This is a genomic window from Kocuria sp. (genome assembly GCF_030538595.1).
Taxonomy (GTDB): domain Bacteria; phylum Actinomycetota; class Actinomycetes; order Actinomycetales; family Micrococcaceae; genus Kocuria.
Genome location: NZ_JAUNTS010000002.1, coordinates 165,874 through 177,974 on the forward strand (window position 1 = coordinate 165,874; position 12,101 = coordinate 177,974).

9 protein-coding genes and 1 tRNA gene are annotated in these 12,101 nt (G+C 61.5%); 6 read left to right on the plus strand and 4 right to left on the minus strand.

What is annotated here, in order from left to right; all coding sequences use genetic code 11:
* Positions 1-39 precede the first annotated feature (39 nt).
* Positions 40-122: transfer RNA gene (locus Q4G32_RS03025), tRNA-Leu, on the minus strand.
* Positions 123-292: 170 nt separating this feature from the next.
* On the opposite strand from Q4G32_RS03025, the gene Q4G32_RS03030 reads away from it, so the two are divergent.
* From Q4G32_RS03030 to rpsA, 3 genes are all read left to right on the plus strand, one after another.
* On the plus strand, positions 293-895 hold the full coding sequence (locus Q4G32_RS03030) for an ANTAR domain-containing response regulator (protein ID WP_303349271.1): 603 nt from the start codon (positions 293-295) through the stop codon (positions 893-895).
* 34 nt (positions 896-929) lie between these two features.
* The gene (polA, locus tag Q4G32_RS03035; protein ID WP_303349175.1) at positions 930-3,833 is read left to right on the plus strand and encodes a DNA polymerase I; all 2,904 of its coding nucleotides are present in this window, start codon (positions 930-932) and stop codon (positions 3,831-3,833) included.
* Positions 3,834-4,036: 203 nt separating this feature from the next.
* Positions 4,037-5,500 carry a 30S ribosomal protein S1 gene (gene rpsA, locus Q4G32_RS03040; RefSeq protein WP_303349176.1) on the plus strand — a complete coding sequence of 488 codons (1,464 nt, stop codon included), beginning with the start codon at positions 4,037-4,039 and terminating at the stop codon, positions 5,498-5,500.
* A gap of 222 nt (positions 5,501-5,722) precedes the next feature.
* On the opposite strand, the gene Q4G32_RS03045 is transcribed toward rpsA, so the two are convergent.
* Complete coding sequence (locus Q4G32_RS03045; RefSeq protein WP_303349177.1) at positions 5,723-6,421, minus strand: IMPACT family protein; 699 nt, start codon at positions 6,419-6,421, stop codon at positions 5,723-5,725.
* Between the two features lie 71 nt (positions 6,422-6,492).
* On the opposite strand from Q4G32_RS03045, the gene coaE reads away from it, so the two are divergent.
* From coaE to Q4G32_RS03060, 3 genes are all read left to right on the plus strand, one after another.
* Entirely contained in the window at positions 6,493-7,092 is a 600-nt protein-coding gene (gene coaE / locus Q4G32_RS03050; protein ID WP_303349178.1) for a dephospho-CoA kinase, read from the plus strand.
* A 70-nt stretch (positions 7,093-7,162) separates the two neighbouring features.
* A complete protein-coding gene (gene uvrB, locus Q4G32_RS03055; RefSeq protein WP_303349179.1) occupies positions 7,163-9,283 on the plus strand; it encodes an excinuclease ABC subunit UvrB in 2,121 nt (706 codons plus the stop codon).
* Positions 9,284-9,493: 210 nt separating this feature from the next.
* Entirely contained in the window at positions 9,494-10,747 is a 1,254-nt protein-coding gene (locus Q4G32_RS03060) for a TerC family protein (RefSeq protein ID WP_303349180.1), read from the plus strand.
* A 128-nt stretch (positions 10,748-10,875) separates the two neighbouring features.
* Here Q4G32_RS03060 and Q4G32_RS03065 read toward each other — a convergent pair whose 3' ends face one another.
* Together Q4G32_RS03065 and Q4G32_RS03070 are read right to left on the minus strand one after the other, a co-directional pair.
* On the minus strand, positions 10,876-11,466 hold the full coding sequence (locus Q4G32_RS03065) for a hypothetical protein (RefSeq protein ID WP_303349181.1): 591 nt from the start codon (positions 11,464-11,466) through the stop codon (positions 10,876-10,878).
* Positions 11,459-12,076, minus strand: a complete 618-nt coding sequence (locus Q4G32_RS03070; protein WP_303349182.1) for a transcriptional regulator — start codon at positions 12,074-12,076, stop codon at positions 11,459-11,461. The genes Q4G32_RS03065 and Q4G32_RS03070 overlap by 8 nt, the downstream gene beginning before the upstream one ends.
* Between the last annotated feature and the right edge of the window lie 25 nt (positions 12,077-12,101).

Sequence of the window (12,101 nt, forward strand, 5' to 3'; positions counted from 1 at the left end):
TGCGACCGCTGATGGGTCGCAGGGGGCTCACTGATCAATTGGTGCCCAAGGTGGGACTTGAACCCACACTCCGAAGAACCGCATTTTGAGTGCGGCGCGTCTGCCAATTCCGCCACTTGGGCCAGGCACGCGAAAAAGTGTACCCCACATCCGGTTGTACGCTGGACGGTGAGTACATCGGCCTGTCCGCCGGGCTGCCGAAGCCGTGAAACCCGCACAACCTTTGCAAGGAGCAGTGGCCGTGAGCCAGAGCAGCAGTGAGTCCGCAGTGGATGTGACCCAAGCCCAGAGCATGAAGGGTGCCGGTGCCCCAGAATCCTTTGCCGAGCGTAAACGTGTTCTGGTGGCAGAGGACGAGTCCCTGATCCGCATGGACGTGGTGGAGATGTTGGAGGGCGAGGGCTACCAGGTGGTGGGAGAGGCCGAAAACGGTCAACGCGCCATTGACCTGGCCCGGGAGCTGGAACCTGATCTGGTGCTCATGGATGTCAAAATGCCAGTGCTCGATGGCATCACGGCAGCCGAACAAATTGCGGAGGACCGTATTGCCCCCGTGGTTTTGCTGACGGCCTTCAGCCAGAAGGAACTCATTGAGCGTGCGCGTGAAGCGGGTGCCATGGCCTACGTGGTCAAGCCCTACACCGCAGCTGATCTGATCCCCGCCATGGAGATTGCGCTCTCCCGGTTTGAGGAGATCGTCTCCCTGGAGGATGAAGTCTCCGAAATGAAGGATCAGTTTGAAACCCGCAAGCTGGTGGAACGGGCCAAGTCCCTGCTGATCACCAAGATGGGTTTGAGCGAGCCGGAAGCCTTCCGATGGATCCAGAAGACTTCCATGGACCGCCGCTTGTCCATGCGAGAAGTGGCCGAAGCCATCTTGAACCAGGTGGCCTGACAGAGCTGTCGGTGCCGACCTCTAGGATGGAGCTGTGAGCGATCAGAGTCAGCCCCAGCCCGCCGTCGTAGTGATCGGTTCCAAGACCGAAAACCCCCGGGAAGTCCAGCTGCCGGTGCCGGTGTCCCGGCCTGAGCGGCGGCTGTTGCTGATTGATGGCCACTCGCTGGCCTTTCGGGCGTTTTTTGCGCTCTCCCGCGCCGCCGAATACGGCAACGGCCCCGCTTTTGTCACCGAATCCGGTGAGCACACGGAAGCTGTGTACGGGTTTCTGAACACCATGGCCAAGATGATGCGTGAGCATCAGCCCACTCACCTGGTGGTCTCCTTTGATCTGGAAGGCCCCACGCTGCGATCGCAGGAGTACCAGGAGTACAAGGGTGGGCGGGATGAAACCCCGGAGGCTTTCCACGGTCAGGTGCCGCGGATTCAGGCGATTTTGGAAGCCTTGGGGGTGCCTGTGGTGACCAAAGAAGGCTATGAGGCGGACGATGTCCTGGCCACGCTGGCCCGTCGCGGTGCCGCCGAAGATTTTGAGGTCCTGGTGTTTTCCGGGGACCGGGATGCCTTTCAGATGGTGGATGAGCACGTCACCGTGGTGTACCCCGGCCGCACGCCATCCGATCTGAAGATGATGGATGCTGCAGCGGTCATGGACAAGTACAAGGTTCCGCCGCAGAACTACCCGGATTTGGCCGCGCTGACGGGGGAGCAGGCGGACAACCTTCCTGGAGTCCCAGGTGTTGGACCGGGCTTTGCCGCCAAGTGGATTGAGGCTTACGGGGACGTTGAGTCCGTGATCAATCACGCGCAGAAGATCACGGGCAAAAAGGGTGAGGCACTGCGGGAGAACCTGGAGCTGGTGCGCCGCAACCGCAAGCTCAACCGTCTGGAAACAGCCCTGGACCTTGACCTCGCCTTGGAGCAGGCGGTTCTGCCGGAGCCTGATGCCGAGGCTGTTAACGCCTTGTTTGATGACCTTGATTTCGGCTCCGGCCTGCGGGGACGCGTCCTGGATGCTTTTGCAGGACCGGAATCCGGGCCGTCCTCGGCTGCCTCGGGGTTGCAGGTGGCGGAGACCATTGACTCTGCGCAGCAGCTCTCCCAGTGGCTTGCGGCAGGTCAGGGCCGGGAAGTAGCCATTCGCCCCCTGCGTCACGACGACGACGCCCCCCAACCCGGTGGCCGTGAAGTCACCGAGTTGTTGTTGGCCCGTGCTCAGGACGGGGAACATCCGGCCACGGCTGTGCACCTGGACATGATGAATGCAGCCACCGATGTGGAGGAAGTGCTGGCCGAGTGGCTGGCTTCCACCACCGAGCCCAAAGTGGTGGAGGCGTTCAAGGATCTGTGGAAGTCGCTGCACCTTCGCGGGCTTGAGTTGGACGGGGTGGTGGATGACATTGCTCTGTCCGCCTACCTGCTGGAGCCCGCCCGCCGGCACTACACCCTGGAAGGGCTACTGGCGGACTATCTGGATCTGGAAGTTCCACCGGTGGGGGAGGCGGGGAAGCAGGCAGCTGACGAACAACTTTCCTTGGACGTGGCCGGTGCAGCCGCAGGTGAGGGCCCGCGTACATCCGCTGAGGTGGCCCTGCGGGAAGGGGAGCTGGCCGTGGCTTCCTTGCAATTGTCCAACCACCTGCGGGCCAGATTGGAAACAGATGGCCAAAGTGCCTTGTTGACACAAATGGATCTGCCGCTGGCCAAGATCCTGGGTCAGATGGAGCTGACCGGTGTGGCCGTGGACCTGGACCGCGTCAACACTCTGTTGACCAACCTGGAAGGCCCCATCAAACAGGCTTGGGATGCTGCCCAAGAGTTGGTCCCCCGTGAGGACGGTGCTGCTGAGGTCAACCTGGGGTCCACCAAACAGTTGCAGACCGTGCTGTTTGACACCCTGGAGCTTCCGCCCACCAAAAAGATCAAAACTGGTTACACCACGTCTGCCGCTGCACTTGAAGAACTGCTGACCAAGGTGGACCTGGATTCCCCCGGCGCGCAGTTCCTTCTGGCCCTGCGCAGGTGGCGGGATTCAACCAAGCTCAAACAAATTGTTCAGGGCCTCAAATCAGCGATCAAGGATGATGGTCGGATTCACACGGACTACCAGCAGACTGTTGCCGCCACGGGCCGGTTGTCCTCCACGGACCCTAATTTGCAGAACATTCCGGTGCGCAGTGAGGAAGGTCGTCAGATCCGTGCGGCCTTTGTGGTGGGTCACGATTCAGCCGGGTCTTATGAAGAGTTGGTCACGGCCGATTATTCGCAGATTGAGATGCGTGTGATGGCGCACCTGTCCAAGGATGAAGGCTTGATTGAAGCCTTCTGCGGCGGTGAGGACCTGCACCGCTACGTAGGTTCCAAAGTGTTCGGGGTGGAACCGGAGGATGTCACCGCGCAGATGCGCTCCAAGGTCAAAGCCATGAGCTACGGGCTGGTGTACGGGCTGAGTTCCTATGGACTCTCCCAGCAGTTGAACATCTCCGTGGATGAAGCCCGGACCATGATGTCTGACTACTTCAAGCGATTTGGCGGCGTCAGGGACTTCCTGCGCGGTGTGGTGGACGTGGCGCGGGAGAACGGTTACACGGAAACCATCGACGGTCGTCGTCGTTATCTGCCCGATCTGACCAGCGACAACCGCCAACTGCGTCAGGCTGCCGAGCGAATGGCGCTGAACGCGCCCATCCAGGGGTCGGCTGCGGACATCATCAAGAAAGCCATGATCCTGGTGGACCGGGAACTGGCCCAGCGCGGGCTGCGCTCCCGGGTGCTCATGCAGGTCCATGACGAACTGGTGGTGGAGGCAGCCGCCGGTGAGGTGGAGCAGGTCAGTGACGTGCTGCGGACGCAGATGGGTTCAGCCATTGAGCTCTCCGTGCCGTTGGAAGTCAACGTGGGCGTGGGCCCGGACTGGAACGCCGCGGCCCACTGAAATCAGAGCCGGTGGTGCCCGGCGAATGCTCCACGTGTTCTTGCTGACACACCAGGCTGTGGTATTGATTCGCACTCCGGCGCAGTCCTAGACTGTCCGGGTGTGTGTTCTGCGCACACTGTCCATACACGTAGAAGCCTTCACTGGTTCACGCCGTGTGGACGCTTCACTGACCATTATCAATTCATCGGAGTCCCTACTACATGACCACCACCACCCCGCAGGTTGCCGTCAACGACATTGGCTCGGAGGAAGACTTCCTCGCAGCCGTCGATGCGACCATCAAGTACTTCAACGACGGCGATCTGGTGGAAGGCACTGTTGTCAAGGTTGACCGTGACGAGGTCCTCCTTGACATCGGTTACAAGACCGAAGGTGTCATCCCGTCCCGCGAGCTGTCCATCAAGCACGACATCGACCCCGATGAGGTCGTGACCGTGGGCGATGAGGTCGAAGCCCTGGTCCTCACCAAGGAGGACAAGGAAGGCCGTCTGATTCTCTCCAAGAAGCGCGCCCAGTACGAGCGCGCCTGGGGCGACATCGAGAAGGTCAAGGAAGAAGACGGCGTTGTCACCGGTACCGTCATTGAGGTTGTCAAGGGTGGTCTGATCATCGACATCGGACTGCGCGGCTTCCTCCCCGCTTCCTTGGTCGAGATGCGCCGCGTGCGCGACCTGGCTCCCTACATCGGCCAGAAGCTGGAAGCCAAGATCATTGAGCTGGACAAGAACCGCAACAACGTGGTCCTGTCCCGCCGCGCCTGGTTGGAGCAGACCCAGTCCGAGGTCCGCTCCGACTTCCTGAACAAGTTGGAGAAGGGCCAGGTTCGTTCCGGCCACGTCTCCTCCATCGTCAACTTCGGTGCGTTCGTTGACCTGGGCGGCGTTGACGGCCTGGTGCACGTCTCCGAGCTGTCCTGGAAGCACATTGACCACCCGGGTGAGGTTGTTGAGGTCGGCCAGGAAGTCAAGGTTGAGGTTTTGGACGTGGACATGGACCGCGAGCGTGTCTCCCTGTCCTTGAAGGCCACCCAGGAAGATCCCTGGCAGCTGTTCGCCCGCACCCACGCCCTGGGCCAGGTTGTGCCCGGCAAGGTCACCAAGCTGGTTCCGTTCGGCGCGTTCGTTCGCGTGGAAGACGGCATCGAGGGCCTGGTGCACATCTCCGAGCTGGCTCAGCGTCACGTGGACCTGGCAGACCAGGTGGTTGGCGTCAACGAGGACCTTTTCGTCAAGGTCATCGACATTGACTTGGACCGCCGTCGGATCTCCTTGTCCCTGAAGCAGGCCAACGAGGGCGTGGACCCCGAGTCCACCGAGTTCGATCCCGCTCAGTACGGCATGGCCGCTGAGTACGACGACGAGGGCAACTACAAGTACCCCGAGGGCTTTGACCCCGAGACCAACGAGTGGATCGAAGGTTTCGAGGACCAGCGTGCCGCTTGGGAGCAGCAGTACGCGGATGCCCAGACCCGTTGGGAAGCCCACAAGGAGCAGGTGCGCCGTCACCTGACCGAGGATGCCGAGGCCGCCGTGGCCGGTGCCGGTGTTGCCGCCGCTGCTGCTGCGCCGACTTCCTACTCCTCCGAGGCCCCGGCTGAGGACGAAGGCACCTTGGCCTCTGACGAGGCCTTGGCCGCCCTGCGCGAAAAGCTGACCGGCAACTGATCTTCTGATCGGTCCGAACGGAAGGCCCCGTCACTCCAGGTGAGTGACGGGGCCTTCCCCATGCCGCCTGCCTGGTGCCGAGTCCGCACTTTTACGGTGCCTGGTGCCGAATGCGCATTTTTGGGTGGCCTGAAGCAGTCAGCGGCCGCAAAGTTGGAAACTCGGCTCCGGCGGCCAGGACCCAGGTAACTCAGGACCGCGGTAGGTCAGGACCGCGGTAGTTCAGGCAGCAGGCAGGTCCATCCACTCAGAAGTCTGCTGAACCAGGGGCGCCGTTCCGGAGGTCAGCTGCGCCACGAACATCTCCAGTTCGGCCACATGGCTTGGGGTGTCATGGGTGGCCACGTGCAGCGTGGCGCCGTGCGCGGCCCAGGAGGTGTCCAGCACCTGAATGCCCGCAGAACGCAGTTCGTTCTCCCAGCGCGCGGCTTCTGCCAACGAGGCCGGGACATCACAGTGGGCCATGCGCGCCCGCTGGGTGTAGGCGGCTTGGTCCAAGGCTTGGGAAACGGAGTCTGAATAGGCCCGCACCAATCCGCCTGCGCCCAGCAGCGTTCCACCGAACCACCGCACGACGACGGCGCACACATCCGACAGATCCGTCAGATCATCCTGCAAGGATTCCGCAGCACCACCTGGCTCCGTCCTACGTTGCGTAATGGCTTCCAGCATGGGAACACCTGCCGTGCCGGATGGTTCGCCGTCGTCGGAAGAGCGCTGGAGGCGCCGGTCCGGACCCAAAACCCAAGCCGAGCAGTGGTGGCGGGCGTCGTGGAATTCGCGGCGCAGATCGGCCAGGAGATCGGTGGCCTGATCCTCCGACTCGATGCGCTTGAGAACCGTCAGGAACCGGGACTTTTTGATCTCAATCTGGTGCCTGATTTCTGCGGGGGAGTCCAGGACGGTGTAACGCTGCGGCATGAAAAGAGTCTATGGACCCCCGCTGTTCGCGCCGCGCCGCGGGTGGGGTGTGTGGTGGGTAGCCTGTGAGCATGTTGCACATTGCGTTGACTGGTGGAATTGCCTCCGGTAAGTCGGCCGTGGCTGCCAGATTGGTGGAGAACGGCGCAGTTCTGGTGGATTCGGACGTCATTGTTCGGCAGTTGCAGGAGCCCGCGCAGCCCGGATTGGTGGAGATCGCTCGTGAGTTCGGCCCGCAGATGATCGCGGCGGATGGTTCGCTGGACCGCCGGGCGCTGGGGGAGTTGATTTTTGCCGACGACGGCGCCCGTGCCCGACTCAACGCGATCATCCATCCGCTGGTGCGGGCCAGGTCCACAGAGCTGGTGGAGCAGGCGGTTGCCGAACACGGTGAAGACGTGGTGATCGTCCATGACATCCCCCTGCTGGTGGAAACCGGACAGGCCGCGGATTTTGACGTGGTCCTGGTGGTGGAAGCGCCGCGGATCGAGCGGATACGGCGCATGGTGGACAACCGTGGCATGTCAGAAGCGGATGCCGCTGCCCGCATCGACGCCCAGGCCGCGGATGCCGAACGGCGCGCGGTGGCGGATCACGTGTTCCTCAATGACCGATCGCTGGATCAGTTGGAAACAGCGGTGGATCAGTGGTGGACAGCAACGCAGCAGTGAGGCGACTGTGTGCGTGTGCCAGGCGCGAATGACCACTACGGCTGTCTGAGCCCGGGCGTAGGCTGATCGCATGAGCTTGGCACAGGAGATCAATCGCGTCGTTGCACCCTTTGAAGTCGTCTCCGAGTACAAACCTGCCGGTGATCAGCCCAAGGCCATCGCGGAGCTGACGCAGCGCGTCAACGACGGCGAAAAGGACATTGTCCTGCTGGGTGCCACGGGTACGGGCAAGTCGGCCACTGCCGCGTGGTTGATCGAATCAGTGCAGCGTCCCACGCTGCTCATGGTGCAGAACAAGACCCTGGCGGCGCAGCTGGCCAGTGAGCTACGGGAACTGCTGCCCAACAACGCTGTCGAATACTTTGTCTCCTACTACGACTACTACCAGCCGGAGGCCTACGTCCCACAGACGGACACTTTCATTGAGAAGGATTCCTCCATCAATGAGGAAGTGGAGCGGCTGCGTCACTCGGCCACCAACGCGCTGCTGACACGGCGCGACGTCGTAGTGGTCTCCACAGTCTCCTGTATTTACGGTCTGGGCACTCCGGAGGAATACATCCAGCAGATGGTCACCCTCAAAGTGGGGGCGGAAATGGACCGGGACGACCTTCTGCGGCAGTTTGTCAACATGCAGTACGCCCGTAACGATCTCGATTTCCACCGGGGCACTTTTCGGGTCCGCGGGGACACCGTGGAGATCATTCCCATGTATGAGGAACACGCCATCCGCATTGAATTTTTTGGGGATGAGATCGAGTCCATCTACACCCTGCACCCGCTGACGGGAGAGATCATTCGGGAAGAGACCGAAATGTACGTTTTCCCGGCCTCTCACTACGTTGCCGGTGCCGAACGGATGGCCAGGGCTGTCACCGAGATTGAGGATGAACTCCGCGAGCGGCTGGACACCCTGGAATCTCAGAACAAGCTGGTGGAAGCGCAACGTCTGCGCATGCGCACCACCTATGACCTGGAAATGATGCAGCAGATGGGCTACTGCAACGGGATTGAGAACTACTCCCGGCACATCGACGGCCGTGGCCCCGGCTCCGCTCCGCACTGCCTGCTGGACTACTTCCCGGATGATTTTCTGCTGGTCATTGATGAATCCCATGTAACCGTTCCGCAGATCGGCGGCATGTATGAGGGCGACATGTCCAGGAAACGTACTCTGGTGGAGCACGGGTTCCGGTTGCCCTCGGCCATGGACAACCGGCCTCTGAAGTGGGATGAGTTCTTGGAACGGATCGGCCAGACCGTCTACCTGTCGGCTACCCCGGGTTCCTATGAGCTGGGCAAGGCCGACGGTTACGTGGAACAGATCATTCGCCCCACCGGTCTGGTGGACCCGGAGGTTGTGATCAAACCGACCCGGGGCCAGATTGACGACCTCCTGGATGAAATCAACACCCGCGTGGCCAAAGACGAGCGTGTTCTGGTGACCACGCTGACCAAACGCATGGCGGAAGACCTGACGGACTACCTCATGGAACACGGGGTCAAGGTCCAGTATCTCCACTCGGATGTGGACACCCTGCGCCGGGTGGAACTGCTCAGCGAGCTACGCCAAGGTGTGTTCGATGTCCTGGTGGGCATCAACCTGCTGCGTGAAGGATTGGACCTTCCGGAAGTTTCCCTGGTCTCCATCTTGGATGCCGACAAGGAAGGCTTCTTGCGGTCCACCACATCTTTGATCCAGACCATTGGACGTGCCGCCCGTAACCTCAACGGGCAGGTGCACATGTACGCGGACAAGATCACAGACTCCATGCAGACGGCGATTGATGAAACCAACCGCCGCCGTGACGTGCAGATTGCGTACAACAAGGAGCACGGCATAGACCCGCAACCTCTGCGGAAGCGCATTGCGGACATCACCGACCAGCTGGCCCGGGAAGCTGAGGACACTCACGAACTGTTGGCCGCACGTTCAGCAGCCAGCGGGAAAACTGGCCCTGCCAAGGACGCCCAGGCTGCAGCTGCTCTGGACGGGGCCGAACGTCAGTTGCGTCAGGACGGTGTGGAAGCCGGCCCCGCGCAAAACCTGGAGGACTTGGTGCTGCAACTCACCGAACAGATGAATCAGGCAGCAGCTGATCTGAAGTTTGAACTCGCAGCCAGAATCCGCGATGAACTGGCAGACCTCAAACGCGAGTTGCGTCACGTGCGGGACTCTGCCGGGTCCTGAGCCTTGTCCGGCACAGGCAGCCGTGTAGCATGTTCGCAGCGTAAGGGAGTATCCACACACGTTGTGAACGTCAGCACGCGGGGCCCACAGTGGCTCAGCCGGGCACAACGGTCGGGAATTTACAGGTGGCCGCAGCGCGGATGACACCGGAAAGATCCGACGGAGAGACTTGCGTTCTCAACCCATACCCATCTTGGAGAGGACGCTTCCTTGGAAGTTTCACCTGTGATCTGGGGAGTCACCATCGCCGTGATTCTCGGTATGTTGGCTTTCGACTATTTCTTCCACGTCCGTAAGGCACACGAACCTCACATCAAAGAAGCGGCCATCTGGTCTGCCATCTACGTGGGCGCAGCCCTGATCTTCGGCCTGTTTGTCCTGTGGCAGTGGGGCCCCACGTACGGTGGCGAGTACTATGCCGGGTACATCACGGAGAAGGCTCTGTCCGTTGACAACCTCTTTGTGTTCCTGATCATCATTGCTTCCTTCAAGGTCCCCCGCGAGGACCAGCAGAAGGTTCTGTTGTTCGGCATCACTTTTGCGCTGATCGCCCGTACAGGCTTCATCTTCATCGGTGCAGCAGCCCTGAATGCACTGGCCTGGCTGTTCTACATTTTCGGTATCTTCCTGATCTTCACCGCCGTGAACCTGATCCGCGGGGAGCTCAAAGACGGCTCCACTGAGGACGAGGCGGACAACTTCATCATTCGCCTGGCCAAGCGTTTCATCCCCACCACTGATTACTACGACGGCGACAAACTGTTCACGGTGGAAAACGGCAAGCGTGTGATGACTCCCATGCTGTTGGTCATGGTGGCCATTGGCGGCACGGACATCCTGTTCGCCTTCGACTCCATTCCCGCGATCTTTGGCCTGACCCAGGAGACCTACCTGGTGTTCACGGCCGTGGCGTTCTCCCTGATGGGTCTGCGTCAGCTGTACTTCCTGATTGACGGCCTGCTGGATCGCCTGATTTACCTGTCGTGGGGATTGGCCATCATTCTGGGCTTCATCGGCTACAAGCTGATTGTCCACGCCCTCCATGAAAATGACCTTCCGTTCATCAACGGCGGCGATCCCGTGCACTTCCCGCCGGAAGTCACCATCAGCCAGTCACTGACCGTGATCATCGGCGTCCTGGTACTCACCGTGCTGCTCTCCCTCTACAGCCCCAAGGGCCGTGCGCTGCGGGTGATTTCCGGGCTGCGCAACGTGGCTGAGGCCTACGTGACCCTGCCGCAGGACGCACCGGTTGCTGAACGCGAACGGCTTGCTGCCAAGGGCGCCAAGCTCGCGGCACGTATGCCGAACGTGCCGGAGAAGTATCAGCAGGAACTCATCGACGAAGGAGACGAGTTCCGCGACCTTCTGGCCCGTGCCCGTGGAAAGCACGAACACTTTGAACGCACCGGCGAAGCCCCCGAGCCGGAAACTCTGGACAAGGACTCCCACCCCAAGGTGTGAGATTCCATGTGTTGACGGTGGGAGGCCGGGACCCCTGGGTCCCGGCCTCCCGCCGTTTTCAGACTGTTGAAACCCCCCTGTTTCGGACTACGCCTCCACCGGGTTTCCGTCCAGCAGTGCCAGCGCGCTCAGGTTGATCTGAGCAGGAGGAACACTCCAGCGCCCAGTGCGGCCCAGAGCAGGGAAGCCAACGTGCCAATGATGAACTGTTCGCGCTGAAAAGCCGTGGTGAACTCCCCGTATCGGGCCAAGCCTTTGATGGCCACCACAATGGCCACGCCGTTGGGGAATCCCATGGCCAAGCAGGCGGCCACACAGGCTCGCTCCAAGATCCCAATGACCAAACCACCCCGCAACGGTGGGCCCATTGGCTCTGGGGCCGCGGCTGAGGGGTCGGCCGCGAGTGCTTCCGTTGCGCCGCCCCGACCCGGAGACTCAGGCCCACCAGTGATCAGAGCCATGGTGTTGCGCCGCTGGGCTTCCAGATCCCGGGCAACATACAGCAGAAAACGCACGACCGGGTCTCCGGACAGCGCAAAGGCCGTGACCACCACAAGGCCAGTCACCCAAACCGGTACCCCAGCCGACAGCGCCCACAGCACCAGGATCACCGTGATCAGCAGCAGCGGCGCCCAGACCGTGGTCACCCCGCGGGCGCTCCACAGGGAGCCACGTACACCCGGTGCCGTGGAAGCGCGGTGCCCGGCCGAATCACTCATGACCGCAAGCCTCCTGATCGGCTCGATGCAACAGGTCCACCAGAACCTCCCGGACAGCCTTTTCCTCCTGCCACATGGCCGTGGACAGACGCCTGGACACGGATGGCTGCGTGATCCCCAGCTCCTGTGCGATGGCCAGTTGGGTGTACCCGCGATCGGCGAGGTCAGCGGCCGCACGGGAGGTCTCTGTTCGACGACGCCGCACGGTGGCCAGCAAACCCAACACCGCATCCGCCTGGCCGGCTGAAGGCGTGGTGTCAGAGCCTTGAACGCAAGTGTGCCCCGGTGCTGCTTTGGCAAAGTCAACCGCAACACGGGCACTGACAAATGCGGGCCCCGTGGCCTCGGAAACAGTGGGTGGCAGGGGAGTGTCCACCGGTCCAACCCCCACTCCCACGTGCCAGTCCTGGGCGTCCACCAGCATCAGAACCGCGTGCAGCGCCTGCTCCGGATCTGTGTAAAGAGCTTGCAGTTCATCCCCGGAGGCCACCTGCCAGTCCAGCACGGCACCGAGCGCTTGATCTTGCAGTAACTCTCTGTGCCCGGACATGTCCAACTTTCCGGGATGGCTGCGAGAATCCCGCCGATCAGCGGTGACAACGTACGGCATTCAGCCTCCCATGCAGTTCTAATTG

Bases quoted from the DNA above. Each gene is read 5' to 3' on its own strand.
- Q4G32_RS03045 (WP_303349177.1), bottom strand. From the start codon at position 6,421: ATGCCGCAGCGTTACACCGTCCTGGACTCCCCCGCAGAAATCAGGCAC.
- uvrB (WP_303349179.1), top strand. From the start codon at position 7,163: ATGAGCTTGGCACAGGAGATCAATCGCGTCGTTGCACCCTTTGAAGTC.
- Q4G32_RS03065 (WP_303349181.1), bottom strand. From the start codon at position 11,466: ATGAGTGATTCGGCCGGGCACCGCGCTTCCACGGCACCGGGTGTACGT.
- Q4G32_RS03070 (WP_303349182.1), bottom strand. From the start codon at position 12,076: ATGCCGTACGTTGTCACCGCTGATCGGCGGGATTCTCGCAGCCATCCC.
- rpsA (WP_303349176.1), top strand. From the start codon at position 4,037: ATGACCACCACCACCCCGCAGGTTGCCGTCAACGACATTGGCTCGGAG.
- Q4G32_RS03030 (WP_303349271.1), top strand. From the start codon at position 293: ATGAAGGGTGCCGGTGCCCCAGAATCCTTTGCCGAGCGTAAACGTGTT.
- coaE (WP_303349178.1), top strand. From the start codon at position 6,493: ATGTTGCACATTGCGTTGACTGGTGGAATTGCCTCCGGTAAGTCGGCC.